The 26,874-nt window shown below is 60.2% G+C and carries 27 protein-coding genes; 12 read left to right on the top strand and 15 right to left on the bottom strand.

The window, feature by feature from the left end; translation table 11 throughout:
• Positions 1-1,044 (bottom strand): cysteine desulfurase family protein, encoded by a 1,044-nt coding sequence (locus PRI8871_RS12340; protein WP_108886790.1) that lies wholly within the window; start codon positions 1,042-1,044, stop codon positions 1-3.
• A 97-nt stretch (positions 1,045-1,141) separates the two neighbouring features.
• Entirely contained in the window at positions 1,142-1,606 is a 465-nt protein-coding gene (gene iscR, locus PRI8871_RS12345; RefSeq protein ID WP_108886791.1) for a Fe-S cluster assembly transcriptional regulator IscR, read from the bottom strand.
• Positions 1,607-1,771: 165 nt separating this feature from the next.
• Between iscR and PRI8871_RS12350 the strand changes: the two genes are divergently transcribed.
• The 3 genes from PRI8871_RS12350 to PRI8871_RS12360 are packed head-to-tail and all read left to right on the top strand — an operon-like array spanning position 1,772 to position 3,845.
• Positions 1,772-2,425: an alpha/beta hydrolase gene (locus tag PRI8871_RS12350; protein WP_108886544.1), complete on the top strand. Its 654-nt coding sequence runs from the start codon at positions 1,772-1,774 to the stop codon at positions 2,423-2,425.
• A 3-nt stretch (positions 2,426-2,428) separates the two neighbouring features.
• Complete coding sequence (locus PRI8871_RS12355) at positions 2,429-2,683, top strand: hypothetical protein (RefSeq protein ID WP_108886545.1); 255 nt, start codon at positions 2,429-2,431, stop codon at positions 2,681-2,683.
• Positions 2,670-3,845, top strand: a complete 1,176-nt coding sequence (locus PRI8871_RS12360; RefSeq protein WP_306418456.1) for an HD domain-containing protein — start codon at positions 2,670-2,672, stop codon at positions 3,843-3,845. The genes PRI8871_RS12355 and PRI8871_RS12360 overlap by 14 nt, the downstream gene beginning before the upstream one ends.
• 83 nt (positions 3,846-3,928) lie before the next feature.
• Here the strand turns inward: PRI8871_RS12360 and PRI8871_RS12365 are convergent, their stop codons facing one another.
• From PRI8871_RS12365 to purC, 6 genes are all read right to left on the bottom strand, one after another.
• Positions 3,929-5,263, bottom strand: a complete 1,335-nt coding sequence (locus PRI8871_RS12365; protein ID WP_108886547.1) for a sigma-54-dependent transcriptional regulator — start codon at positions 5,261-5,263, stop codon at positions 3,929-3,931.
• 7 nt (positions 5,264-5,270) lie between these two features.
• Complete coding sequence (locus PRI8871_RS12370) at positions 5,271-7,034, bottom strand: sensor histidine kinase (protein WP_108886792.1); 1,764 nt, start codon at positions 7,032-7,034, stop codon at positions 5,271-5,273.
• Between the two features lie 37 nt (positions 7,035-7,071).
• Positions 7,072-7,740 carry a phosphoribosylformylglycinamidine synthase subunit PurQ gene (gene purQ / locus PRI8871_RS12375; protein WP_108886548.1) on the bottom strand — a complete coding sequence of 223 codons (669 nt, stop codon included), beginning with the start codon at positions 7,738-7,740 and terminating at the stop codon, positions 7,072-7,074.
• Positions 7,741-7,753: 13 nt separating this feature from the next.
• Positions 7,754-8,791 carry a zinc-dependent alcohol dehydrogenase family protein gene (locus PRI8871_RS12380; RefSeq protein WP_108886549.1) on the bottom strand — a complete coding sequence of 346 codons (1,038 nt, stop codon included), beginning with the start codon at positions 8,789-8,791 and terminating at the stop codon, positions 7,754-7,756.
• A gap of 117 nt (positions 8,792-8,908) precedes the next feature.
• Complete coding sequence (gene purS / locus PRI8871_RS12385; RefSeq protein ID WP_108886550.1) at positions 8,909-9,139, bottom strand: phosphoribosylformylglycinamidine synthase subunit PurS; 231 nt, start codon at positions 9,137-9,139, stop codon at positions 8,909-8,911.
• 93 nt (positions 9,140-9,232) lie between these two features.
• Complete coding sequence (gene purC / locus PRI8871_RS12390; RefSeq protein WP_108886551.1) at positions 9,233-9,994, bottom strand: phosphoribosylaminoimidazolesuccinocarboxamide synthase; 762 nt, start codon at positions 9,992-9,994, stop codon at positions 9,233-9,235.
• Between the two features lie 158 nt (positions 9,995-10,152).
• Here purC and PRI8871_RS12395 point away from each other — a divergent pair, with 158 nt between their 5' ends.
• Positions 10,153-10,467: a DUF1476 domain-containing protein gene (locus tag PRI8871_RS12395; protein WP_108886552.1), complete on the top strand. Its 315-nt coding sequence runs from the start codon at positions 10,153-10,155 to the stop codon at positions 10,465-10,467.
• A gap of 166 nt (positions 10,468-10,633) precedes the next feature.
• The gene (gene bmt, locus PRI8871_RS12400; protein ID WP_108886553.1) at positions 10,634-11,650 is read left to right on the top strand and encodes a betaine--homocysteine S-methyltransferase; all 1,017 of its coding nucleotides are present in this window, start codon (positions 10,634-10,636) and stop codon (positions 11,648-11,650) included.
• Positions 11,651-11,673: 23 nt separating this feature from the next.
• Here bmt and PRI8871_RS12405 read toward each other — a convergent pair whose 3' ends face one another.
• Both PRI8871_RS12405 and glnE read right to left on the bottom strand, forming a co-directional pair.
• Positions 11,674-11,949 (bottom strand): hypothetical protein, encoded by a 276-nt coding sequence (locus PRI8871_RS12405; protein WP_108886554.1) that lies wholly within the window; start codon positions 11,947-11,949, stop codon positions 11,674-11,676.
• On the bottom strand, positions 11,921-14,719 hold the full coding sequence (gene glnE, locus PRI8871_RS12410; protein ID WP_108886555.1) for a bifunctional [glutamate--ammonia ligase]-adenylyl-L-tyrosine phosphorylase/[glutamate--ammonia-ligase] adenylyltransferase: 2,799 nt from the start codon (positions 14,717-14,719) through the stop codon (positions 11,921-11,923). The genes PRI8871_RS12405 and glnE overlap by 29 nt, the downstream gene beginning before the upstream one ends.
• An 88-nt stretch (positions 14,720-14,807) precedes the next feature.
• Between glnE and PRI8871_RS12415 the strand changes: the two genes are divergently transcribed.
• The 5 genes from PRI8871_RS12415 (at position 14,808) to PRI8871_RS12435 (ending at position 18,054) form a co-directional block, all read left to right on the top strand.
• Positions 14,808-15,314, top strand: a complete 507-nt coding sequence (locus PRI8871_RS12415) for a DUF1697 domain-containing protein (protein WP_108886793.1) — start codon at positions 14,808-14,810, stop codon at positions 15,312-15,314.
• A 13-nt stretch (positions 15,315-15,327) separates the two neighbouring features.
• Entirely contained in the window at positions 15,328-15,795 is a 468-nt protein-coding gene (locus tag PRI8871_RS12420; RefSeq protein WP_108886556.1) for a YbaK/EbsC family protein, read from the top strand.
• A gap of 156 nt (positions 15,796-15,951) precedes the next feature.
• Positions 15,952-16,404, top strand: a complete 453-nt coding sequence (locus tag PRI8871_RS12425; protein WP_108886557.1) for a DUF2852 domain-containing protein — start codon at positions 15,952-15,954, stop codon at positions 16,402-16,404.
• Between the two features lie 58 nt (positions 16,405-16,462).
• Complete coding sequence (locus tag PRI8871_RS12430; RefSeq protein WP_245897858.1) at positions 16,463-16,906, top strand: RDD family protein; 444 nt, start codon at positions 16,463-16,465, stop codon at positions 16,904-16,906.
• Between the two features lie 326 nt (positions 16,907-17,232).
• Entirely contained in the window at positions 17,233-18,054 is an 822-nt protein-coding gene (locus PRI8871_RS12435) for an arginyltransferase (RefSeq protein ID WP_108886558.1), read from the top strand.
• Between the two features lie 133 nt (positions 18,055-18,187).
• On the opposite strand, the gene PRI8871_RS12440 is transcribed toward PRI8871_RS12435, so the two are convergent.
• From PRI8871_RS12440 to PRI8871_RS12450, 3 genes are all read right to left on the bottom strand, one after another.
• Positions 18,188-20,539: a TRAP transporter large permease gene (locus PRI8871_RS12440; RefSeq protein WP_108886559.1), complete on the bottom strand. Its 2,352-nt coding sequence runs from the start codon at positions 20,537-20,539 to the stop codon at positions 18,188-18,190.
• Between the two features lie 14 nt (positions 20,540-20,553).
• Entirely contained in the window at positions 20,554-21,492 is a 939-nt protein-coding gene (locus PRI8871_RS12445; RefSeq protein ID WP_108886560.1) for a TRAP transporter small permease subunit, read from the bottom strand.
• A 101-nt stretch (positions 21,493-21,593) separates the two neighbouring features.
• Complete coding sequence (locus tag PRI8871_RS12450; RefSeq protein ID WP_108886561.1) at positions 21,594-22,679, bottom strand: TRAP transporter substrate-binding protein; 1,086 nt, start codon at positions 22,677-22,679, stop codon at positions 21,594-21,596.
• A 236-nt stretch (positions 22,680-22,915) separates the two neighbouring features.
• On the opposite strand from PRI8871_RS12450, the gene PRI8871_RS12455 reads away from it, so the two are divergent.
• Positions 22,916-24,340, top strand: coding sequence for a cache domain-containing protein (locus PRI8871_RS12455; protein ID WP_108886562.1), 1,425 nt, complete (start codon positions 22,916-22,918; stop codon positions 24,338-24,340).
• Entirely contained in the window at positions 24,337-24,978 is a 642-nt protein-coding gene (locus PRI8871_RS12460) for a response regulator transcription factor (protein WP_108886563.1), read from the top strand. The genes PRI8871_RS12455 and PRI8871_RS12460 overlap by 4 nt, the downstream gene beginning before the upstream one ends.
• Here PRI8871_RS12460 and PRI8871_RS12465 read toward each other — a convergent pair whose 3' ends face one another.
• Complete coding sequence (locus tag PRI8871_RS12465) at positions 24,979-25,215, bottom strand: hypothetical protein (RefSeq protein WP_108886564.1); 237 nt, start codon at positions 25,213-25,215, stop codon at positions 24,979-24,981.
• A gap of 83 nt (positions 25,216-25,298) precedes the next feature.
• Entirely contained in the window at positions 25,299-26,714 is a 1,416-nt protein-coding gene (gene amrA, locus PRI8871_RS12470; protein ID WP_181389460.1) for an AmmeMemoRadiSam system protein A, read from the bottom strand.
• Positions 26,715-26,874: the final 160 nt, after the last annotated feature.

Consider the following 26,874-nt stretch of genomic DNA (forward strand, 5'->3'; position numbering starts at 1 on the left):
TCACGCCGACCGGGCGCGATGCTTTTCGTATTTGGTCAACCAGCTTTCGCAAAAGCGTCGGACATCATCTTCTGTTGTTTGCGGCCCAAGGCTGACCCGGATCGCACAAGCGGCAACATCGTCGCCATAGCCCATCGCCTTTAGCACGCGGCTGGCCTTGACCTTGCCGCTGGAACAGGCGCTGCCCGCGCTGATCGCAAAGCCTGCAAGGTCCATTTGCATGACCTGCGTTTCGCCCTTCCAGCCCGGCGTTGCAAGGCAAGAGGTGTTGGGCAGGCGCGGCGCGTCTTTCCCGACTAAAATAGTCTCTTTCGCGCTGGCCACAATAGTTGATTCTAGAATGTTTCTAAGTTTCTCGACCCCGGCCCACAGACCATGGTCCAAATCCCGCGCCGCAGCCTCGGCCGCCGCCCCAAATCCGGCGATTCCAATCACGTTTTCCGTGCCCGAACGGCGCCCCATCTCCTGACCGCCGCCTTTGATCTGCGACGCAATGTCAGTGCCGCGCTTCATCACCAAGGCCCCGATTCCCTTGGGTCCACCCAGCTTATGCGCCGATATCAGAGCCATCTGGCAGCCCATCCAATTAAACGCCAAAGGCACCTTGCCAAAGGCCTGCGTGGCATCCACCACCGCGAGGCCCTGCGGCAGATCCTGGATCACGCCTGTTTCGGAATTGGCAAATTGCAGCGCAGTGCGTTCCGGCTCAGCCACCGTCACCCGGCCTGCCCCGTCCACCGGCAAACCGCCATCGACCCACGACAGCACCGCGTCATGCTCGACCTCAGCGCCCAGCAATCCGCGCCCAGCACAAGCCAGCGCCGCGGCCTCGGTCGCGCCAGACACGAACACAACATCGGCACCATCCGCGCCAAAGGCCGCAGCCACCTGCGCCCGCGCCCGTTCAACCAAGGATTTGGCCGCACGCCCCTCGGCATGCACGCTGGATGGATTGCCGCAAAGGTCCATCGCTGCGATCATCGCGGCCCGCGCCTCATCCCGCAGCGGCGCAGTGGCGTTATAGTCCAAATAGGTCCGGCTCACCGCGCCCATCCCATTTTCTGACCACAAATATCCCGGGGAGTCCGCGCCCTTGCGCGGACGGGGCAGCGCCCCAAATCCACATCTGCCAAACGCACCGTCATCCTTCGTCGTCCACCACATCAAACAGCGACGGCACCGCCGGGCACGGGGCCAGCGTATTGCTCACCAAATCGGATAGGCGTGTCTGATGCAGGAACACATAGACATGCGCCGAAAGCCCTTGCCACAAACGGTTGGTCAGCGATTGCGCCCGGCTGCCCGACAAAGCGCCCGACGCACCCGCACCCTTGTGCATGGCATCTACGGTTTCATCCACCGCCGCCAGAACCTCAACCACCCGTATTTCGCTTGCCGGCCGAGCAAGGCGATAGCCCCCGCCCGGTCCCCGCACCGAAGCCACCAGATCCGCCCGTCGCAACTTGACGAACAACTGTTCCAGATACGGCAAGGAAATATCCTGACGCCGCGAGATATCGCCAAGCGTCACCAGACTGCCCTCGGGTTGCAGGGCAATATCGGTCAGCGCGACCATGGCGTAACGCCCTTTGGTACTCAACTTCACCTGCTGCACTCCCCTCAAGTGGCACCGATAGATTGACCTCGGCCTTGACAACGCATATCTGCAATCGAACCCGTCCGTCAAAATGGACAGTTAGAATAGTTCTAAGGTGCTTGAGAAAATTCGTCAAGAATTGAGGCGCCCCAGACAAGGAGCTTGTTGCGACCAATGCCCGAGGTCATTTTCCCTGGCCCAGAAGGCCGCCTAGAAGGCCGTTACCACCCGCAGAAAGACCGTGACGCTCCGATCGCGATTGTTCTTCATCCCCACCCGCAGTTCGGCGGGACGATGAACAACAAGGTGGTCTATAACCTGCACTATGCCTTTTACAACATGGGCTTCACCGTGTTGCGCTTTAACTTCCGCGGCGTTGGCCGCAGTCAGGGCGAATACGACCAAGGCGTGGGCGAATTGTCGGATGCGGCATCGGCGCTGGATTACCTGCAATCGATGAACAACAACTCCAAACATTGCTGGGTGGCTGGCTTTTCGTTTGGGGCATGGATCGGCATGCAGCTATTGATGCGTCGCCCGGAAATCACCGGCTTTGTCTCGGTCGCGCCGCCGGCCAACATGTACGATTTCTCGTTCCTGGCACCCTGCCCGTCCTCGGGTCTGATCATCAACGGCACCGCCGATCGCGTGGCCCCGCCTGCGGACACCACCACATTGGTGAACAAGCTGCACGATCAAAAGGGCATCACGATCACCCACACCCAGATCGAAGGGGCCGGACACTTCTTCGAAGAACCGCATATGGGCACGATGGTGGACGACGTCACGACCTATGTGAAACGCCGCCTGACCGAAAATTCGCGGTAAACCATGGGTGTTCTGGAGGATCTGGCCGACGGTCTGGCCGCCGACACCATGAAGGCGATGGCCAAACTTGGCGATGAACGTCTTTACGAAGAGGTGGCCAAAGCGCTTGGCGCCTCTTCGACCACGCTGGAAGAGGCATTTCTGACCTCGATGCGTTTCCGCTTGGCCGAACGGCGCGGGCGCAAGTTCTTGGAAAACAAGGTGCGCGAAGCGTTGAAGGCGCAAAAGGCCGAAAAGGCCGCGGATGATGGCAACTGACCGTCTGACGGCGCAAATGCGCTTCCTGCTGGAGGCGGACAAGCTGAAATCGGTGGACCGCGCGAACGTGCTGATGGATCTCAGCCGCGCGGAAAACTCGGCAGAACATTCCTGGCATCTGGCGCTTTATGCGATGGTCATGGCCCCCTATGCCGCGTCCGATGTGCGGCTGGACCGGGTCATGCTGATGCTGCTGATCCACGATCTGGTTGAGATTGACGCAGGCGACATGCCGATTGATCAACCCCATGACGTAGCCGCCCACCGCGCCGCAGAAGAGGCCGCGGGCAAACGCCTGTTCGGCTTGCTGCCAGACAACCAGGCCACCGCCCTGTCCGATCTGTGGCATGAGTTTGAATTCGCCCAAACGCAAGACGCGATATTTGCCAAAAGAATTGACCACTTACAGCCCATTCTTCAGGTTCTTTTCGCGCGCGATCCACTGCCCGATCACATGCAGGTCGTCTATGACAACCTGACCACGGGCCGCGCCGCGCGGTTCCGGGATGAATGGCCAGACATGCACGCTTGGGCCTTGTCGCATTTTGATGGTCCCAAGGCCGCGCTTGACCCCACTCTATCCGCCCGCCTGCGCTTTCTCGCCGAGGCGGATCGCCTGAAATCGGTCACCCGCGCGACCCTGCTGGCCGATGCCAGCCGCCGCGAAAACTCGGCTGAACATAGCTGGCACATCGCCCTGTTTGCCCGCGTCCTTGCCGAACATGCGCCGCAGCCGGTGGATGCCAATCGCGTGGCGCAAATGCTGGTGCTGCATGATCTGGTGGAAATCGACGCGGGCGACACGCCAGTCTTTGGTCAGGTCGACGCCGCCGCCCAAGCCGCCGAGGAAGACGCCGCCGCGCAGCGCCTGTTTGCCCTGCTGCCAGCCGATCAATGCGACGCATTTCTGACCCTGTGGCGAGAATTTGAAGCCAACGAAACCGCCGACGCCACCTTTGGAAAATCGCTCGACCGGTTCTGCCCGCCCAATCAAAACCTTGCGGCGGGCGGCGGCAGCTGGGTGGAATACAATGTCAGTTACGCCACCTTCCGCGACCGTGTTGGCCGCAAGATCGAACACGGTGCTCCGGCGCTGTGGCAATGGCTGGAGCCGCGCGTAACTGTGTTTTTCCAGCAAAAACTGGGCCGTAGCACCGATTGACCGCCTAGACTTTCCGAACAAAAAGGCGCCGCGATTCGGCTATCGCAGCGCCCAGATTATACTTTTGCAACATTCAGGCAAATCTAAAGATAGTCAGACCTCTGCAAGCCATACTTGGCCATTTTCTCATTCAAGGTCCGGCGCGGCAGGCACAATTCGTCCATCACCGCCGCGATGGATCCCTTATGACGACGCATTGTGTTGTCGATCAACATCCGCTCAAACGCTTCGACATATTCCTTCAACGGCTTGCCTTCGGTGGTCATCACCGGCTGCATTTCGTCGTGATCGCTCATCAACAATGACGCGATCGTGCCCGAGCCGCGACGCGATTGCAGCACCGCGCGTTCGGCCAGATTGATCAGCTGGCGCACATTGCCGGGCCACGGGGCCTGAAGCAATTGCGCGGCCTCTTGTGCCGAAACCTGCGGCGCGTCGCAGCCGTATTCCTCGGCGAATTGATCGACCAGATGGGTAAACAGTTTGAGGATATCCTCGCCCCGCTGGCGCAGCGGCGGCACGGTGATCCGCAGGGCCGCCAGACGATAGAACAGATCGCCGCGAATGGCGTCCTCGGTCGTCTTGCCTTCGTTCTGAAGGTTCGAAATCGCGACGATGCGCGTTTCAGGCGGGTTGCCCTGTTCGTTGATAAAGCTCAGCAGACGCGCCTGAAGCGTGTCAGGAAGCGCTTCGATGTCTTCCAGCGCCAAGGTGCCGCCCCGCGCCTCCTCGACCGCTGGAAGGCGCGTATCCTCGGGCTGCATCGGGCCGAACAGGCGGCGCGTCAGGGCATCTTCGTCAAAGGCACCACAGCTGACCAGAACGAATTTCTTACCGGCGCGCGTACCGACCGCATGCAGCGCGTGGGCGATTAGCGTTTTGCCAGTGCCGGTTTCGCCTTCGATCAGCACATGCCCGTCGGCCTGCCCCAGATCGAGGATATCTTCGCGCAAGCGTTCCATCACCGGCGAGGTGCCCACCAGCTTGTTCATGATCTGCGAGCCGTCAGACAATTCGCGGCGCAGCGCCCGGTTATCAAGCGTCAGTCGGCGCGAATTGGTGGCCTTTTTCGCCAGTTCCGTCATCCGGTCCGGGTTGAACGGCTTTTCAAGGAAGTCGAACGCGCCAATGCGCATCGCCTCAACCGCAATGGGCACATCGCCATGCCCGGTGATCATGATGACCGGCAAAGTGCTGTCGCTGCCCATCAGTTTGCGCAGCAATTGCAGCCCGTCCATGCCCGGCATTTTGATGTCGGAAATCACGATGCCCGGATAATCCGGCCCGACCGCGCCAAGCGCTTCTTCTGCGCTGGCGAAGGTTTCTGTGTCATAGCCTGACAGGGCCAGCCACTGGCTGATTGATTGACGCATGTCCTTTTCGTCATCGACGATGGCAATTTTCATCGCTTTCGACATGTGGTCCTTACTCCGCTGCCTGTGTCGTTTCGTTTAATATAGGAAGCTGCATCTCAAATACTGCCCCCCCGCCTTCCGCATTTCGCGCGGTCAGCCGCCCGCCAAGGTCGGACACAATGCCCGAAGAAATGGCCAGACCCAACCCAACGCCGTCGCCCGGCTGTTTGGTGGTATAAAATGGTTCAAACAGCGCATCGAGATCAGCAATCCCATGGCCATTGTCGCGCACGGTCAGCGTCGCGGTCTCACCACTGGCGAGAATGATCTCAACCAACGGGTTATCGACGTTGCGCGTGGCATCAATTGCGTTGCGCAGCAAGTTGACCATCACCTGTTCAATCCTCACGCGGTCGCCCATCACATAAACGGGCCGTTCGGGTAGGATCTTGGACAGGCGCATTTGGCGCAATCGCAGCTGCGGCTCCATCATCGACAGGCTAGAGGCCAAGGCATCGCCCATATTGACGGGGTGAAACTCTGACGCGCCCTTGCGGGCGTAGGATTTGAGCTGGCGGGTGATCGCGCCCATGCGTTCGATCAGATCGTCGATGCGGTGGAAGGCGGTCAGCGCCTCATCCGGGCGGTTCCGGCGCAGCAACAATCGCGCCCCGGCCAGATAGGTTTTCATCGCCGCCAAAGGCTGATTCAGTTCGTGACTGACCGCCGCCGACATCTCGCCCAAAGCGGCGAGTTTTGAGCTTTGGGCCAGCGTCTGTTCCGCCACATCGAGGTTCTTTTGCACCCGTTCCCGCTCGGCGATTTCCCGCTGGAGCCGTTCGTTCAGCACGCGCAATTCCGCCGACTCCCGTTGGAACAGTGCCATGCGCAAGGCGCTTTTGCGGCTGAGGAGGTAGAACACCATCGCCGCAAGAATGGCGAATCCCATGATTTCAAGCGCCAAGACACCGTTCACTCGTTCGCGCACGCTGGCATAGGTGGTGAAGCTGGCGATGCGCCAACCCCGGAACGGGATGCGCCCGGCGATGCGCATAACCGCTTCGCCGCTAAGGTAAGCCTCGGCTGGCAGGGCCGTCCAATCGGCAGTCACCTGAATGGCGCGGCTGATGGCGCCGCGCGCTGGCTGCCGCTCAAGCGCCTCTTCCTCGGTCAATCCGCGCCAGCGCGGTTCGGTCGCCAGAATGATAACGCCTTCACTGTTGGACACCAGAACAGCATCCGAAATTCCGGCCCAAGCGCGTTCAAACTTTTGCAGATCAACCTCAACCACGATCACCCCGACCGAGGCGTTCATATCCTCAACCCGGCGCGAGTAGGTAAAGATATACCCGCCGCTTTCACGCGGAAGCGTCGTAAACACGGTGATATTGGAGCGCTGCGCATCGACGAAATAGGCCGATTGCCGGTGCATACTGCCCAAACGGTTGCGGTCGGTGGCGGCCACTGCGCGCCCGTCCTTATCGAGCAGCATCAGCGACGCCGCGCCAATCTCATCGACGTAAGAAATCAGGCGCTGCGTAGACTGGCTGAAATCGCCTGAATTCAGCGCCCCAATCAGCGCCGGATCACGGGCCAAAAGCTGCGGCACAATCGCGTTGCGGCGCAGTTCTGACACAAGGTTTCCCGAATAAAGCGCAAGGCGCAATTCGGCCCGGTTGCGCGTGGTTTCGGTGAACCGATTGGTCAGCAGATGGTTGGTAAACAGCACCGTGCCAATGGCAGTGACCAGCAATAGCCCAAGCGCCACCCGGACCCGCCAACTAAGCGGGCCAGAGCGTCTTTGGACTGCCTTGGTGGAGGTGCTGACCGACATACGCGCCAGATTACGGCGCGAGAATGGGCGGCTCAAGTCACGCGCCTGCGAGCGCCTCAGTCAAATGAGCGAAAAGCCGCGCACCATCGGTGCCGCCATGCGCCTCTTCTGCGGCCCGTTCGGGGTGCGGCATCATACCAAGAACGCGGCGGTTCTCAGACAGAATGCCCGCGATATCGGCGGTCGACCCATTGGGGTTCTGGCCATAGGTGAAGGCAATCCGATCTTCGTCTTGCAACAATTTCACCGTGTCGGCATCGGCGCTGTAATTGCCATCGTGATGGGCGATCGGGATCATGATCTCCTGACCCTGCGCATAGGCCGAGGTAAAGACAGACGACGTGGTCTCAACCTTCAGCGGCGTGTTCTTACACACAAATTTCAGCCCGGCATTGCGCATCAACGCGCCGGGCAGAAGCTTGGTTTCGGTCAGAACCTGAAAGCCGTTGCACACCCCAAAGACATAGCCGCCGCGATCTGCGTGCGCCTTCACCGATTGGCAAATTGGCGAATTGGCCGCGATGGCCCCGCAGCGCAGGTAGTCGCCAAAGCTAAAACCGCCCGGAATGCCGACCATATCGATGCCCGACGGAAGGTCAGTGTCCTTGTGCCACACCATCGTGACGTCCAGCCCGGCATTGCGGAAGGCCACCGCAAGATCGCGGTCGCAGTTGGAACCCGGAAAAACGATGACGGCGGCGCGCATGGGGCAAGCTCCTTCAGGCGGTGAAATCGGTGATCACGGCCACGCCCGGCGGTGTCGGCCCGTTAAAGGCCGCAAGCTCCGCTCCGGTCTGCGACAGCGCAATCTCCCGTGCTATGAGCGGCGACATATCGACAGCGCCGCTTGTGATCAAGTCCAATAGGCTCGGATAACGCCAGCTTGGCATGCCGCGGGTGCCATAAAGCGCCAAATTCTTCATATAGACGCCGTTCATATTGATATTCATGAAGGCGGTGTGCCCCACGGGCATGCCAACCTGCACATGGCGGCCCAGCGGGCGCAGACAGTCGATGCTGGCGTTGGTCGTCGCCTCAATCCCCAGCGCCTCAACGCTGACATGCGCCCCGCCCTTGGTGATCTCACGGATCTGTTCGGCCACATCGCCATCGCGGGCGTTCACGGCGGCATCGGCCCCAAGGCCAAGCGCGTGGTCCAGCTTTTCCTGCACCACATCCACCACGATCACACGCGCGCCTATCGCTTTGCCCAGCAGCATCGCAGACAGGCCGATTCCCCCGGTGCCATGCACGGCCAGCCATTCGCCCGCCTTCACATCGGCGCGGCCCGTCAAAGCGTGCCAACTGGTGGTCACACGGCAGCCAAGGCCAGCCGCCACGGTTGGCGACAGCATCTCAGGCAAACGCGCGAGGTTGTGATCGAACGGAACCGCCACATATTCGGCAAAGGCCCCCGGCTCAACGAACCCCGGCAAGCGTTGGTTCGGACAGGTGTTCTGATGACCCGACTGGCAACTTGGGCAAGTGCCACAAGCCAGAATGAACGGCGCAACCAGAACATCGCCCAGCTTGTAAGTCGCGCGCGGCCCGGCCTCCACAACCTCGCCGCAATATTCATGCCCGCCGATCTGTCCGGGCTTCACGCGCGGGTGCTCACCGCTCCAGCCGTGCCAATCGCTGCGGCACACGCCGCAGGCCAGGACCTTCAGAACAACCCCGTCTTCAGGACACTCCGGGAACGGAACATCCTCAATCGACAAGTCCTTGTTATATTCACGTAAAACCGCTGCACGCATGGGGGCCCTCCTTCTCCTGAAGGCTACCAGACCGCAGGGCCATGGCTGCGTCAAGCACCCAAAGAAAAACGCCGCGTCCCGATGGGCGCGGCGCTAGACATCCCGGTCAGGACAGGATCACACCAGCTCGATCTCGTAGCGTTCGATCACAGTGTTCGCGAGAAGCTTCTCGCACATGTCTTTCACGGTCTCTTCGGTGGTGCCATCGGCCAGATCCAGCTCAATCACCTTGCCCTGACGCACCCCTTCGACGCCAGCAAAGCCAAGGCTTCCGAGCGCGTGGCGCACGGCCTCACCCTGCGGATCCAGAACCCCGTTCTTCAACATCACGTGCACCCGTGCCTTCATTTTCGGCTCTCCGTCCTAGTGATAAGGGGCAAGCACCCCTCTTTCATCTTTCTCATAAATACTCAAAAGCCAGGCCCGCCGAGGGGCACGGCCTTAGTTGATCAGTTTCGGCTTTTCCATCGGCGTCGCGCCCTGCGGCATCAGGCCAAGGCGGCGTGCCACTTCGGCATAGGCATCCGTCAGGCTGCCCAGATCGCGGCGGAACACGTCTTTGTCCAACTTTTGCCCGGTCTCGATGTCCCACAGGCGGCAGCTGTCAGGGCTGATTTCATCGGCCACGACCAAACGCTGGAAATCGCCTTCATAGACACGACCCACTTCGATTTTGAAATCGACCAGACGAATGCCAACGCCGTACATCACACCGGCAAGGAAATCATTGACCCGCAGCGCAAGGCTCAGGATATCGTCCATGTCCTGCTGACTGGCCCAACCAAAGGCGGCAATATGCTCCTCAGTGACCAGCGGATCACCCAGCTTGTCATCTTTATAGCAATATTCAACGATCGGGCGCGGCAATTGCGTGCCTTCTTCGATTCCCAGGCGCGTCGACATCGACCCGGCTGCAAAATTGCGCACGATGATTTCCAGCGGCACGATTTCACACGACCGCACCAGCTGTTCACGCATATTCAGGCGCTTCAGGAAGTGAGTCGGAACACCAATATTGTTCAGACCGATCATGAAAAATTCGCTCATGCGGTTGTTCAGCGCACCCTTGCCGTCGATCACGTCTTTTTTCTGAGCGTTGAAAGCGGTGGCGTCATCTTTGAAATACTGCACGATGGTGCCCGGTTCGGGGCCTTCGTACAGGATTTTTGCCTTGCCTTCATAGATTTTCTTACGACGTGCCATGAGATCTCTTTCGATGGGGGTAAATGGAGCGCGACTCCACTGTCATTCGCCCTCATAGTGCATGGGCGGCATTGTCGCAAGCTGCGCCACCCCCTTGCGCCCCGCGCCCTCAGGCGGCATACGTTTATTTAACCGCAACGCCCGAGGGAGTGTGACCAATGACCACCTTCGACGATCGTGAAAGCGCATTTGAAAACAAATTCGCGCATGACGAAGAAATGAAATTCAAGGCTGAGGCCCGCTGCAACAAGCTGCTGGGTCTTTGGGCCGCCGAAAAGCTGGGCAAGTCCGGCGATGAGGCCGCAGCCTATGCCAAAGAAGTCGTGAAGGCCGACTTCGAAGAAGCAGGCCACGAAGATGTGGTGCGCAAGGTCGCAGGCGACCTTGGCGATGCCTCCAGCGCAGAAGAAATCCGCGCCAAGATGGTTGAGTTTCTAGCCGAAGCCAAAAAACAGCTGATGTCCGAACTCTGAGGCACATTGCCTTTCGGACCGATTTTGAAACGCGCCTTTCGGGGCGCGTTTTTCTTTGCGCGCCCCCTTTTGCAGCAAGATCGAACAGGATCATGAGCAATATCGGTTTGCGTCAACGCCCGCGCCGTGCCAAACCGGCGCAAACTTAGCACAAAGGGCACGCCTGATGACAAATGCGCTTTCAGACCTTCTGGCCACCCGCGACTGGCTTTTGACCGATGGGGCCACGGGCACGAACCTGTTCAACATGGGGCTGACCTCAGGCGATGCGCCCGAGCTTTGGAACGAAACCCACCCTGAAAACATCCTCAAGCTTTACCAATCGGCTGTGGATGCGGGCAGTGATCTGTTCCTGACCAACTCCTTTGGTGGCAACAGGTCGCGTCTGAAACTGCATGATTCCGGTCACCGCGCGCATGAACTGTCGCGCATCGCTGCGGAACTTGGCCGCGAAGTCGCCGACAAAGCGGGCCGCAAAGTGATTGTCGCCGGTTCCGTCGGCCCGACGGGCGAGATAATGCAGCCAGTCGGCACGCTCAGCCACGCGCTGGCGGTTGAGATGTTCGAGGAAACCGCGCAGGGCCTCAAGGATGGCGGAGCAGATGTGGTCTGGGTTGAAACCATCTCGGCCCCCGAAGAATTCCGCGCCGCCGCCGAAGCCTTTGCCAATGTCGGCATGGACTGGTGCGGCACCATGAGCTTTGACACCGCAGGCCGCACCATGATGGGCGTGACATCGGCGGATATGGTCAAGATGGTCGATAGCCTGCCCAACCCGCCGCTGGCCTTTGGCGCGAACTGCGGCGTGGGCGCGTCGGACCTGCTGCGCACGGTTCTGGGCTTTTCCGCCCAAGGCACCGAACGCCCGCTGATCGCCAAGGGCAATGCCGGCATTCCGAAATACGTCGATGGGCATATCCACTACAACGGCACGCCTGAACTGATGGCCGATTACGCCTGCCTTGCACGCGATGCGGGCGCGACGATCATCGGCGGCTGCTGTGGCACCATGCCCGAACACCTGCGCGCCATGCGCGAGGCGCTGGAAACCCGTCCACGCGGGCCGCGCCCGACACTGGAAGACATCGCCGCCAAGATCGGCGGGTTCAGCTCTGACTCAGATGGTACGGGCGACGATTCCGACGCGCCCAAGCGTGCACGCGCGAACCGCCGTCGCCGCTAAGAAACAACTGCGCCGCCAAGGCCTTAGCTTTGACGGCGTCCGCGCCACCCGCCCCGGCGCGCAGGCCGATCCGCCTGCACCAAACCTTCCCGCAACACCTTGGTCATCGGATGGTCGCCCGCATCGGCATAGCGGGCCAGCAGCGTTTCGATCAGATCATTGGTATTTGCGCCCATCGGCACCGACAGCGCCCAATCCATAAAGATCGACCGGCATTCCCCTTCGGTGATACCGTCGATTTGATAGGCCTCTTGGATCAAGGCCTTGGGATCAGTCTGTGGGTCGCCCTTCGTCGGCATCGTCTTGCCCTACCAATTCATCTATCATGGATGTTGCTTTTGCAGACATCTCTGACAGCCTTGCCTGTAGCCCGTCAAGCCCGGTGCTGGCCGTCATACGCGTCAAAAACCCGGCGCCACCGGCCCCAAGCGCATCCGGTGCGATCATGTTGGCGCTGATCAGCCGCGATCCCGTCTGCAAGCCCCAGCACAAATCATAGGTTGCACGCAGGTGATCGGCCTGAGCGCCAGACATCCACCCGCAAGCCACCGCCGCCGCCAACGCCCCCGCCACATCGCGGTGCGGCTGACCTGCGATCAAAGCGCCCGCTTGGGTGACCAGTTCGATATCCTGCAACCGCCCGCGCCCCAGCTTGGGATCCCAGGCATCGCCCTGCCCCTTGGCCGCCGCGATGCGGCTGCGCATGGTGGCAACCTCGGCCAGAACCGGCGCGGCGTCGCGCGGGGTCGAAAGAATTTCCTGCCGGATCTGATCGACCGTCGCGCCCAAGTCATCCGGCCCCGCCACAACCCGTGCACGGGTCAGCGCCAGATGTTCCCACAGCCATGCCTCATTGGCCTGATAGTTGCGGAAGCTGTCTATGGACACCGCCACTGGCCCCTGATTGCCCGACGGGCGCAGACGCATGTCCAGCTCATAGAGCCGCCCTTCGGCCATGGGCGCAGTCACCGCTGTCACCAAGGCCTGTGTCAGCCGGGCGTAATAAGTGCGCACGTTCAGCGGGCGGCGACCGTCTGACATCTCGACCCCGGCCGGGTCATAGATGACGATCACATCCAGATCTGACCGCGGATGCAGACGCCCCGCCCCAAGCGAGCCCATGCCCAGCACAATCGCGCCGCGCCCCGGCACTGGCCCGTGACGCTCGGCGAACTGCGCCTCGACCACCGGCAGCAAGCCGCGCAGCGACGCCTCGGCCAGATCTGCATACTGCCGCCCAGCCTCCCCGGCGTCGATCAGCCCGCGCAGCAAATGCACACCAATGCGGAAATGCCATTCCTTGCCCCAGCGCCGCGCCGCATCCAATTTCCGTTCATAATCGGCCTCGGCCCCAAGCCGCACCGTCAATTCGGCAACCAAAGTCGTCAGCCCCGGCCAATCGCTAAAGAAATCCCCGCCGATCACCGCATCAAAGACGCCCGAATTGCGCGCCAAATAGCGCCCCAGATCGGGCGAGACCGAGACGATATCAATCAGCAAATCAACAAGTTGCGGGTTCGCCTCAAACAGCGAAAACAACTGAACCCCGGCGGGCAGCCCCTCTAGGAACCCGTCAAACGCCAAAAGCGCCTCATCCGGGCGCGAAGCCTCGGCCATGCGCGTCATGATCTCAGGGCGCAGGCGTTTGAAGATCTCAACCGCGCGTTCCGACCGCAGCGCCGGGTAGGTTTTCCAACGTGATGTGATCTTGGCCACTTCCGGCGGCTCGGCGTCGGTGGTTGGGCTCTGGCCCGGTGCAAAGAAATCTTCAGTCAGATCATGCACTTCCGACAGGCGTTGCCGCAGATCGCTGCGCAAGCTGTCGGCATCGGTGCCCATCATCGCGGCCAGGCGGTCAAACCCATCCGGGGTTTCCGGCAGGCTATGGGTCTGAGCATCGGCCACCATTTGCAGACGGTGCTCAACCTCGCGGTGCTGGCGATAGCGGTCAGTCAGAACCTCCGCCACCTCCTGCGGGATCCAGCCCTTGCCCGCAAGTTGCGCCAGCCCGTCTACCGTGCCGCGCACCCGCAAATCGGCATCACGCCCGCCCGCAATCAACTGGCGGGTCTGAGTGAAGAACTCGATCTCGCGGATACCGCCGCGCCCCAGCTTCATATTGTGACCAGTCAGCGTGATCGGCCCGCCAACGCCCTTATGTTCGCGGTAGGCCAGACGCATATTATGCGCGTCGTCAATCGCCGCGAAATCGAGGTGCCGCCGCCACACGAAGGGGCGCAGCGTTTTCTGGAAAGCCGCACCCGCGACCAGATCCCCGGCGCAAGGCCGCGCCTTGATCCAAGCGGCCCGTTCCCAAGTACGCCCAAGGCTTTCGTAATAGCGTTCGGCCGCTTCCATCGCCATACAGACGGGTGTGACCGACGGGTCAGGACGCAGCCGAAGATCGGTACGAAACACATAGCCTTCGCCCGTCAAATCATTGAGCGTAGACGACATTTTCCGCGTTGCCCGCACGAAGGCAGACCGCGCTTCGTGATAGTCCGACGGGTCATAGCGGCTTTCGTCGAACAGGCAGATCAGGTCGATGTCCGAGCTATAGTTCAGCTCTCGCGCACCCATTTTGCCCATCGCAAAAACCGCCATGCCGCCCGCATCTTGCAAGCTGTCCTCGGTCGCGCCGGGCAGTTTGCCACGCCGGATTTCATGGGCCAACGCGGCCTTCAGCGCCAGATCACAAGCCCGGTCGGCCAGATCCGTCAACGCGCCTGTGACCTGTTCCAGCGTCCAAGCGCCGCCCAGATCGGCCAGACCCGCCATCAAGGCAACGCGCCGCTTTGCCTGGCGCAAAGCGCTGGCAAGCGCATCAGGGCCAACCTCGCCCAAATCGGCCAGCACCGCCGCAACCGCACCTTCGGCATCCTGAACCGCGCCTTCCAGCCAATCCGCCTCTCGACGGATCAGGCCGCCCAGATAGGGGCTGCACCCGGCTGTGCCAGCCAAAAGTTCAGCCAAGGGGCCAGAGGCCCAAGGCACTGCGGACAGAACATCCATCCCCAAAGCGGGGTCATAAGGGCGCGGCAATCGGGTCAGGTTATTCTCGAGTGTCATAGGCGCAGCTTGGTCATGGACGGTGAAAAATGGCAATGCGATGGATCAACCATTTGCGCGGATTTTCCACCCGCGTTACCAATCACCCATGACCCAATACGCAGCCTTCCTTCGCGCCGTTAACGTGGGCGGCACCGGCAAACTGCCGATGGCCGACCTGCGCCAGATGTGCAGCGATGCGGGCTTTGACGATCCGCGCACCTATATCACCAGCGGCAATGTGGTCTTCGGCTCGGACCTGCCTGAGGCCGAGGTCAAAACTACGCTAGAGGCGCGGTTGGCCGACTACGCCGGAAGGCCTGTGCCGGTCTTTGTGCGAACGGCGCAAGACCTGAACACCTTGCTAAACGCCCTGCCCTTTGCCGATGCTGAACCGTCAAAGGTGGCCGTCAGCCTGCTCGACGATGAACCCACAAAGGCCGACATCGCCGCGCCGCGTCATCAAACCACCGAATCCATCGCCTTGGCCCCCCGCGCGATTGTCGTGCAATACCCCGATGGGATGGGCCGGTCGAAACTGCGCCTGCCCGCCGCCGAGGCCGGGACCGCGCGCAACGTCAATACACTGCGCAAAGTGCTGGCGATGTTGGGCTAGAAAAGGACACCCCATGAGCAAGAGCCTGAAACGCGTCCGCGCCGCATTACATGATGCAGGCATCACCGCCGAAATCGTCGAAGCCGGTCAGGCCCGCACCGCGCAAGAGGCCGCCGATACCATGGCCTGCCACATTGACCAGATCGCAAAGTCGATCATTTTTCGCGGTGAAGCCTCGGGTGAGGCTGTTCTGTTCGTCACCGCAGGCGGCAACCGGGTCTGCGCTGATAAGGCGGCCGCCCTTGCGGGCGAGGCTTTGGGCAAAGCCGATGCGGCGCTGATCCGGTCGCAGACGGGCTTTGCCATTGGCGGCGTGTCGCCAGTGGGCCACGTAAACCCCATCCGCGCATGGCTGGACCCGCGCCTGATGGAATTTGACGTAGTTTACGCCGCCGCAGGCACCCCGCGACACCTTGTAGGGTTGAATCCAGCCGATTTGCCGGGTTTGGCCGGGGCCGTTCAGGCCGATTTCATCGAATAAAATCCAAAAAATGAACCGCGTAACCCGCTGAAATAAAACCAGATAAAAAATAAATGTAATAAACATTCACATGCAACCTTGAAACCCGGCCCTGTCATCCCGATCTCCTGTAATGTGAAACGCATTCACATACACACCGAAACAACGGAGACACACATGACAACCGCCGCTTCTTCCACCCCGCTGCCCGCCAACTCTGGCTGGTTTTCCCGGAGCGAGGCATGGCTCGACAGCAAGGGCAAAGGTGCCTGGATTGCGGCCATGGTTCTTGGCTTCGTCTTTTTCTGGCCTGTCGGCCTCGCCCTTCTGTTCTACATGATCTGGAGCAAACGCATGTTCTCGAAATCCTGCCGCGGTCGCGGCGCCGCTTCGCACTTCCAAAACTTTCAGGGCTTCCACGCCATGAAACCCTCGGGCAACACCGCATTTGACGCCTATAAGGCCGATACCCTGCGCCGCCTGATGGACGAACAAGAACAGTTCGAAGCCTTCCTTGAGCGCCTGCGTGCTGCCAAAGACAAGGCCGAGTTCGACCAGTTCATGGACGACCGCGCCAAGACCGCACAGGCCGCGCGTGACGACGAAGAAGACGCACGCGAAAACGCCTAATCGCACACCATGGCACGGCCCGATCCGCGGGCCGCGCCCTTCAACCCCGGAGCTTTCAATGTATTCCGACATCTCGCATTTGCCTGACCCTGCGGCCCAGCCCGAATTTTATCGCGACGTTCCGATGAAACGCGCCTTGGCATGGCTGATCGACACGATTCTGATCATGCTATTGGTGGTTCCCGTCGTTGTGCTGACCGCTTTTGTGGGCCTGTTTTTTCTGCCCTTCTTGTTCCTTATTGTCGGCTTTTTCTATCGCACGCTGACCATTGCCTCGGGGTCTGCCACGTGGGGTATGCGCATGATGTCGATCGAACTGCGCAACGCTTATGGCGAACGCTTGGATGGCGCGCAGGCCTTCATGCACACCGCAGGCTACACCCTGTCGATTTCGATCTTCCCGGTGCAACTGGTGTCGATGGTTCTGATGGGCATTGGCGACCGCGGCCAAGGTCTGAGCGATTTGGCCCTTGGAACGGTGATGATAAATCGTCGCAGCTAAGCGATATCACAACCTTAGGCATTCCCGGCCCGCGCCAAGACAATTGGCGGCGGGCCGTGTCATTGTTGGCGCAACTGCATCTCTCACGGGCCGTTTTCCGCCATTTGATCACGAAATCCGCACTTCTGCTAAAGATTGCCCTTGAAATGGATCCCGTTTCTTTTCAGATTTTTCCAAGGGGCTGTTGTTGAGGCATGGATGCAGGTTAAGCACATCCAATTCATGCCGTTAACAAGATCAGCCATGTATATTCATCAAGCTTCGGGCACTCGCCCGGCACGGTGCCCATTTGGGCGCCGCACGAACAAGACGACGACGGAACAACGATGCGCCATTCTGTACCTCTTGCGCCGCAGTTTTATGTGACGGCTCCGCAACCCTGCCCTTACCTTGAGGGCCGGATGGAACGGAAGCTGTTCACCGCGCTGCAAGGCGACGCGGCCCAAAAGATGAACGACGGGCTGTCCAAGCAAGGGTTCCGCCGATCGCAGAATGTGCTCTACCGGCCGTCCTGCACGGATTGCGCCGCCTGTTTGTCTGCGCGGATCAACGTTGCAAAGTTCGAGCCAACCAAAAGCCAGCGCAAGACCATGCGCCGCAATGCGCATCTGCGCCGCCGGGTTTCCAGCCCTTGGGCGACCGAAGATCAGTTCGATTTGTTCCGCCGCTATCTGGACGCAAGGCATGCCGACGGCGGCATGGCCGATATGGATGTGTTCGAATACGCCGCGATGATCGAAGAAAGCCCGATCCGCACCCGAGTTGTCGAATATTCCGACCCGCACCACACGGGGCTGACGGCGGTCTGTCTGACCGATGTCCTCGATGATGGGGTATCGATGGTCTATTCGTTCTACGAACCAGAGCTTCAGAAAAACAGCCTCGGCACATGGATGATCCTCGATCACATCGACATCGCGCGCGAAGCGGGGCTGCCGTATGTCTATCTGGGCTATTGGGTGCCGGGATCGCAGAAGATGGGCTACAAGGCCACCTTCACGGGGCTGGAACTGTATCGCCACGGGCATTGGCAACCTATGCAGCACCATTCGGCCTATGAGGCGGACACGCACCCGCTGTCCACCGATCCGATTGCCGAACAGGTGGCCAATATCGCCCTGCCCGACACGCGCCGCGTCGAAGGCTAGTCGCCGGAAATTCCCGCAGATCGAACCGGCCCAAGTGGCCGGTTTTCTTTTGCCCCAGCCACAGAACCCGCGCCAAAGTAAAAGGGCCACCCGATTGGGCGGCCCTTTCGATGTCTTACCTAACTCTGGGCCGTTACGGCATCAGGTCCGGTACGATGGTCACGATGCCCGGGAAGGCCCATAGCAACGCCAGACCGAACACCTGGATCAGCACGAACGGGATGACGCCGCGATAGATGTGGCCAGTGGTCACTTCTTTCGGGGCAACGCCGCGCAGATAGAACAGCGCAAAGCCGAACGGTGGTGTCAGGAACGAGGTTTGCAGGTTCACCGCGATCATGATGGTCACCCATTTCGGATCGAAATGCGCCCCATAGATCACCGGGCCCACAATCGGCACCACGATGTAGATAATCTCCAGGAAGTCGAGCACGAAGCCCAGGATAAACAGGATGATCATCACGATGATGAAGGCCGTTTCCGGGCGTTCGAAGCTACGCAGGAAGTCCTGAATATACTCTTCGCCGCCGAAGGAAATCACCACCAGGTTCAGCAGCTGCGAGGCCACAAGGATGGTGAAAACCATGCTGGTCACTTTCGCCGTCTCGCGGACCGCTGGGGTCAGTACCTTGGTTCGGAACAGAACCCAGCAGCTATAGAGAAGGCCAAACCCGGCAACCAGATAGGCCCCGTATGCGATGAAGAAGAAGATCCAGCTTTCGGCGCTGACGCCGCTCTGGTTGATCCGCAGGTCAAAGTTGATGCCCACAAGGATCATGATCAGCACGGCAAAGGTCGACCAGATGATGATCTTGCCGGTGCCGCCTTCTTCTTTCAGCTTACGGTACGCTGCCAGCATGATCGCACCAGCCGCACCAAGCGCCGCAGCGGGCGTCGGGTTGGTGATACCACCAAGGATCGAGCCAAGCACAGCCACGATCAGAACCAGCGGCGGAAAGACCACGCGGATCAGTTCGTTCTGGGCCAGACGGCCAGCGGCCACCTTACAAGCCCAAAGCGTGATCAGCCACGGAACCAACATCAGCACCACGGTCGTCGACGGCGAGGTCAAAGGCCCAAGAAGGAACGCATCGACCAGCAGACCCAGCACGATACCGCCTGCACCAATCATCAGCGGGCGCGGATCGGACGACGGCGACACGCCGCGTGCGAAGGCCAGCGTCAGACCGAACATGATGGCCATGATGGTCAGACCAGTGCCCAGAGGCGCGGCATCTGCCACTTTCTGTGCGCGGGCTGCCTCGATCTCTTCGGGGGTCAGGCGAACCGATTCCTTGGCACCGCCGGATGCGTCGATATCGGCCTGTTGGGCAATTGCCGCGTCCCATGCCTCTTGGCCATGCAGGTCGATCATCGCCGACTGACACTGCGCGTCCACATTGGTCCGCAGGCTGGCTGCCTCACCAATATCCGAGAAGCTGTCAACGCGCACCGATTGCGAGCCGACGAAGTTGACCTGCGACAGGGCCACCGTGCCAAAGATCAGAACCACAGGAACCGCAAGGAACCAGGTCAGACCTTCGTTACGGGTGATCGGCTCGCCGTTGCTTTCGCCCATTGCCACGGCAGGTGCCTTGGACGGGTTCAGCATGGCAAAGCCAAAGGCATAGGCCGCATAGAGGCCCGCCAGCAGGATCCCAGGCAGCAGCGCCGCCTGGAACAGCGTGCCAACCGACACGACCGCAGGTTCGCCCAGATAGGTCAGCGCGTCGGTACAACCCGCCGCCTGCGCCCGTGCTTCCTGCGCTGCCGAATAAAGGTCGCCCGCCAGAGTGCCCAGCAGAACGATCACGATGGACGGCGGAATGATCTGGCCAAGCGTGCCCGACGCCGCAATCACACCCGTCGCCAATTCCGGCGAATAGTTGTTGCGCAGCATGGTCGGCAGGGCCAGCAGGCCCATGGTGACCACGGTCGCGCCAACGATACCGGTCGAAGCGGCAAGGAACGCGCCCACAACCACGATCGACACGGCCAGACCGCCCGGAAGCGGGCCAAAGACGCGCGCCATGGTGGTCAGCAGGTCGTTCGCGATTTTCGAACGTTCCAGAACGATGCCCATCAGAACGAACATCAGAACCGCCAGCAGGGTTTCAATCGACTGACCGGCCAGAACGCGTTCGTTGATCCGGTTAACGATGAAGGAAACGTTCCGGTCAAGCGCCACTTCCCAGCCGCGTTCGAACACATGATGCGCCTCTCGCGGAAGGTCCGGGTAGGTAAAGACCGAAATCAGTTTATCGCTGACGCCGGTGTTCACCAGCGCCACATATTCCGCCGACGAGGTGTCGATGGCTTGGTGAATCAGCAGCCCCGCGCTGTCGAGCGCGGCAATGATGCCGAATGAGATGACACCGGCGCCGCCGATGGCAAAGGCCACCGGGAAGCCGGACAAGATCGCGCTAAAAAGCGTGACGAATACGATGACAAGGCCGAGTTCGACGCCGTCTAGTCCAAACAACATGATGCGTCCGTCCCTTAGAATTCAGCGTGGTCGTAGGCTTCTTCACCAGCCTCGAGCACGTCTTTATCGAGATACTTGCCTTCGCTCTCTTCGCCCTCTTTCCACTCAAGGTACGAGCGGTAGAAGAACGCGACCGCTTGCAGGAAGATCAGGCCACACATGACCACCAGCAGGATCTTGAAGAGGAAATAGGCGGTGAAGCCGTTCGGGCTGAAACCGATGGTTTCGACGTTCCAGCGCAGCGCGCGGGCTTTCATCAAAAGACGGTCCAGCTCATCCGAGGCAGAAGGCTTGGGCACGATCAGGTGGCGCCACAGGAAGTACCACGAATACATCCAGATCAGCGTGGCCATCGGGATCATGAAGAACAAGCTGCCGAACATGTCGATGGCCTTTTTCGTGCGGTATTTCACCGCCGCATAGACCAGGTCAACGCGCACATGGCCGCCCTGCACGAATGTGTAGGTCAGGCAAAGCGCAACGATCAACGCGTTGTATAGCTTAAGTTCTTCGGCCCACCAGGAGATATCGAATTGCAGCGGGATACCAAAGCCGAACGAAATGTCAGGCCGGGTAAAGATCCGCTGCATAAAGACGATGACCACCTGTTGCAGCACCATCAAAAGGCCAGCCCAGCAGAACACGCGGCCCAGCGTGTTGGCGATGCCTTCCAGCACGCGCACACAGCCCCACATAAAGCCGTTCTTCCAAAAGCCAATCGCCGTGACCACAAGGAACGCGGTGAAGACCACAAAGAAGAATTCCACCGATCCGCCATAGTACACGAACCGCATGATGGCTTGCTTATCGCTCCAGTCCAGCCAAAGCGACGGATGCGACACCGCATAGCCAAAGTTGTAGAACGCCATGACGATATTCTGGAGGAACCAGACAATCCCGTCACCTATTGCGCCCAAGGCCCCCATCAGGCCTACTGCGCTCTCTTCTTCCATGTTACCCCCCGTCTGTCCCGTTCGGGATCGGTTTTGGTGGTTCGAAGTTCAGAAAAGGCCCCTGCGCAGCAAGGGCCTTTCCATATTCACATCCGGTCGGATTACTGGCCCAGAACGCGTACGCGCTGCTGAACGTAGAAACCGTCCGACTTGTTGATCCAGCTTGCCGAGTTGGCCAGCGAGGTCTCGAACGAGCCGCGGATTTTCGCGAACAGTTCGTCGCCCATGTTTTCGTCCATGACTTCTGCCGATGCGCGACCGAAGGCATCCCACACGTCGTCCGAGAACTGCAGGGTTTTCACGCCCTGTGCCTGCAGACGGGCAAGTGCGGCACCGTTGTTTGCCAGCGTTTCGGCCAGCTGGTAGTGGGTCACAGCCATCGAGGCATAACGCAGAACCGCTTTGTGGTGGTCCGACAGTTCGTTCCACACGTCCAGGTTCACGTTGGCAGCCAGTGCCGAGCCCGGCTCGTGGAAACCGGCGGTGTAGTAGACTTTCGCAACTTCCTGGAAGCCGGCGCGTTCGTCAGCCATCGGGCCAACCCACTCCAGACCGTCCAGAGCACCCGACGACAGCGCCTGATACAGTTCGCCGCCCGGAATGTTCTGAACCGAAGCACCCAGCTTGCCCAGAACCTTGCCGCCCAGACCCGGCATACGGAACTTCAGACCGTTGAAGTCGTCAGCCGAGTTGATTTCCTTGCGGAACCAACCACCGGACTGCGAGCCCGAGTTACCGGCCAGCAGGCCCTTCATGTTGAAGATCTGGCCCAGTTCGTCATGCAGCTCTTCGCCGCCGCCGTGGTGGTACCAGTTGGTGACTTCCTGCGCGGTGCCGCCGAACGGAACAGCGGTGAAATAGGCGTAACCCGGATGCTGACCGATGAAGTAATAGTCAGCCGAGTGGTACATGTCTGCTTGGCCCGACGAAACGGCGTCGAACACTTCCAGAGCGCCCACCAGTTCGCCCGGAGCTTTTTTCTCGATGGTCAGCGAGCCATCGGACAGTTCCGAAACAAAGTTTTCCAGGTAGGTGGCGGCATCATCCAGAACGGCAAAGCCGCGCGGCCACGACGTGACCATGGTCAGTGTACGCTTGCCCTGTGCGTAGGCCGGCGCGGCCAGAGTGGTTGCCGCAGCTGCGGTGCCGCCCAGAGCAGAGGTTTTCAGAAAAGAACGACGATCCATTGGTTTCCTCCCGTTTATTGAGTGTTGCGCACAACGCATACCAGCAATGCACGCGGATCGTTTCAGTGGGCCAACCGTAGCGACGGAATTGGCCAAAAAAAATACCCAATGCTACGTAGTGGTGCGTATTTTTCCGCCGCAAGGCAGCAAAGGTTCGCCGCAAAGCAGCATTTTACTTGACCAATTTGCTGGTCACATGGCTTCCACGTTTTGCTGATTCCTGCTTAGATAAAGCCATGCGCGCGCTCTTTTCCCGCCTTTCCCTGACCTATGGGCAGAAGTTGTTTCTGCTTGCCACGGTCCCGCTAATCTTGGCGGTGACTGGGATTGCGATCATTGTGGCCTTGCAATCGCGCGAACTGGCCGAACGCGAAATGCTGTCGCTGGAAACCCAACTGATCGAAGCGAAAAAGCGCGAATTGCGCAATTACGTCACGCAAGCGCGGAACGGATTCTACTTCATTTATGGCAGTGCCCCGCCCGACGACGAAGAGGCGAAACGTCAGGTCATGCAGATCCTCGCCGCGATGATCTACGGCGAGGAAGGCTATTTCTGGGTCTATGACTATGACGGAACGAATCTGGTCAGCCCCCGTCAGACAGATTTCATCAACGGCAACTGGATTGATCTGACCGATAGCGAAGGCACGCCCGTCGTCCGCGAATTCATCGAAACCGCGCGGCAGGGTGCGGGCTATGTCGAACATCTGTGGCCCAAGCCCTCCACCGGTGAGGAGGCGCGGATGATCACCTATGTGACCTCATTTCCTTCGTGGCAATGGGCCGTGGGCACAGGTCTGTTTATTGACGATGTAGTCAAATCCGTCGCCGCCGCCCGCGCCGAGGTTGAGGCGCGGGTTCAACGCACTTTCTTTTATATTGGCGCGATCACCTTTGTTGCGCTTCTGTTGGTCTTCCTGACCGGGATCTTCCTGAACATCCGCGAACGGCGCTTGGCCGATGCCAAGCTGAAACAGCTGACACAACGCGTGTTCGACGCCCAAGAAGAAGAGCGCGGCCGGGTTGCCCGCGAATTGCACGACGGGATCAGCCAGATCCTGGTGGGGGTGAAATACGCGCTGGATATCTCTCGCAGGCGGATTGCCCAGAACGATGACCGGGCGGGCGATACTCTGGACAAAGGGATCGACCATCTGAGCCGCGCCATCCAAGAGGTGCGCCGCATCAGCCGCGATCTGCGTCCCGGCGTGCTGGACGACCTTGGCCTTGGCCCTGCCCTGAAAGCGCTGACCGATGATTTCCGTCAGCGCACCGGCATCGAGTCGGAGTTCAGCACGGTGGTGTTCCGCAACCGTCTGGATCAGGACAGCAAAATTGCGCTATATCGTATCGCCCAAGAGGCGCTGACCAATATCGAACGCCACGCAGGGGCGACGCGCGTCGCGATTGACTTGCGCGGGCACACCCGTGGTGCGACCTTGCGGATCAGTGACAATGGCTGCGGCATCAGTCAAACGCGCGGCGACAGGCCCAGCTCGGGCATTGGCCTGCGAAACATGCAGGAACGGATGGATCAATTGGGCGGTATGCTGCGCATCCTGTCCACCAAAGACGGCACCTTGATCGAAGCGCAGGTGCCACTCACCCACCTTCTGCCCCCTGAACCGGGCAGCGGCGACCAAAGAAAGGCGATGCCATGACACACCGAACCCGCGTTGTTGTTGTTGACGATCACCCTATGGTCGCCGAAGGGATCGAAGCCATTCTTGAAAGCTATGATGACATCGAAGTCATCGCCACGCTGTCGGATGGCAAACAGGTGATCGACCAGATCAGCACCCTGTCGCCCGATGTGATCTTGATGGATCTGAATATGCCCGGCGTCAGCGGCCTTTCCGCGACCGAGATCATTTTGGAAAAGCGGCCCGACACCCGCATTCTGGTCCTGTCCATGCATGACAGCCCCGAATATATCACCACCGCCCTCAGCCATGGCGCGCGGGGATATGTGCTCAAGGACGTGCCGACCGAGGAAATCAAAGAAGCCATAGACTGTGTGATGCGGGGCGAACGTTATCTTTGCACCGGAGCCGAGGGCGCTTTGGCCCCCCAAGGCGATGGCCGCGAACAACTGACCAACCGCGAACAGACAATCCTGCTGCAACTGGCGCAGGGCAAGTCAAACAAGGAAGTGGCGCAAGCGCTGGATATCTCGGTGCGGACGGTCGAGACCCACCGCAAGAACATCAAGCGCAAGCTGGGCATCAGCAGCACAGCGGGCCTGACCCGCTATGCGCTGGAACATGGGGTTCTTCAGGGAACCGGCGTCGATCTGTAATCAAAGATCGGTGGGCGACAGGCTGCGGGCACAGATCCGCTGGATTGCATCCCCCAAGGCCACGACCGGGCAATCGCCCTCATCCACGACATTGTATATAGCAGGCGCAACGCCGTGTTCGGCCACGCGGGCCCCGGTGCTGGTGCCATGGATCAACACCTGAGACGCAATCACCAACCCCACCAGCAATGCGGCGCGGGTCGTGGAAAAGGCTCTGATCGACGATTTGGTCAACATGGGGACACTCCGCTTTTGGATTGCACCCAAGATGTGCCAAAGGTTTCGAACACAGGCAATTCACATCCCCGTGCGCGAGGGGTTCAAGCGGGCGCGCCCTCAACTTCCCCAAAGTATTCAGCGCGGTAGGCAAAGGCCTTCACAGTGTCGGACCAGTGATCCTCGGGCAGTCCCGCCTTGCGCTTAAGCTGCGCAAGGAAGGCCTTGGGCGTTTGCAAGCTGGACCAGACAGACGGCAGGAAGGTGCCGCGCCGCGCCCCGTCTTGCAGGATCAACCCGGTTTCCCCCGGCACCATCTGCGCCAGCAAGCCCGCCTCATTCTCGAACTGCAAAGGTGCGGGCCGCGTCAGGACCGACACCTTAATGACCACGCGGCCCAGTTCAGCCGCCGTGATCGGGGCAAAGCGCGGATCCTCAAAGCCAGCTTTGACCGCATTGATAATGACATCCTGAACAAGCGCCCGGTGTGCCTGCATTGACCCAATACAGCCGCGCAGCCGCCCATCCAGTTCCAGCGTCACAAAGCTGGCCATCACCGTGCGCAGCGGCACGGCAAAGCTATCAACCCGCACCTCGGGCATGGTGCCGCGCGTCAGCCGGGATTTCAGCGCCTTGCGGGCCACATCGGTCAGCACATGGCGCAGATCGCCCGGCAAGACATCCGCCGCCGCCGGGAACAAGCCCCAACTGCCATAGCCCACCACGCGCGAAGCATCTTGCGTTGCGGCAAAGGATGTGGTGCGGGCCATGCGCAGCACCCGCGCCCCTGCTCCGGCACGGGACGCCAGAAAGCCAGCGATTGCCCGACACCCGCAGGCGTCCTCGCCCGTCAGCTTGTCCCACATCCCCAGTTCAATCTTGCCGCAAGTGGCGCGGTCTTTGGCCAACGCTTGATCTTGGGTCAGAAAATGGCTCAGGTCGCTGGACAGTACGAACAGCGTCTCGCCCTCCATCGCGGCAACCGCGTCAATCATCGCGGCGACTTGATGGGGCGCGGCGTCACCAATCACCAGCGGCAGCACCCGAACCGACGGGTGCAGCACATCGGCAAAGGGCAATTGCGTGTCGATCCCATGTTCGCGGGCAAAGGCGGCCTCATAGGCCACAGCATGCCCATCTTGGCAGAGCCGTTCGGCCCCGATGGTGTCCAACCGCACACGCATTCCCGGCAAGGACACAGCGCGATGATCCTGCGGCACGGCAATCCCGCGAAAGGCCACGCGATGCGACGGCGACAGAATGGCGATCCGGTCCGGGCGGCACCGTGCGGTCATGTTCCATGACGCCGCCGTCAGCGCCCCGCTAAACTGATAGCCTGCATGGGGCGAAATCACCGCAATCGGCGCGGCGGGCAGATAGCTGCGCAACGCGCCGCTATGTGTCAGCAGATCATCCACGGATTTGGCCAAGCCATCCTTGTCACCGGGAAAGAATGTCCCTGCCACCTCTGATTTACGCTGCGCCATGTTTGCCCCGTTGTCGCCAGTTCTTTCGATCAATCTAACAATACCGGCGGCATTTGTTCGAATTTTGGCAACGATCGGGAATTTTAGACCTCTCAAACCGCCGCATATTTCCGAAAATTTCCCAGATGCGACATTCCGGCGCAATAAATGCAAAGAAAAATGCGCCAATTGGCAATGCAATCGTCCCTTTGGC

This window comes from Pseudoprimorskyibacter insulae (assembly GCF_900302505.1).
GTDB classification, from domain to species: Bacteria; Pseudomonadota; Alphaproteobacteria; order Rhodobacterales; family Rhodobacteraceae; genus Pseudoprimorskyibacter; species Pseudoprimorskyibacter insulae.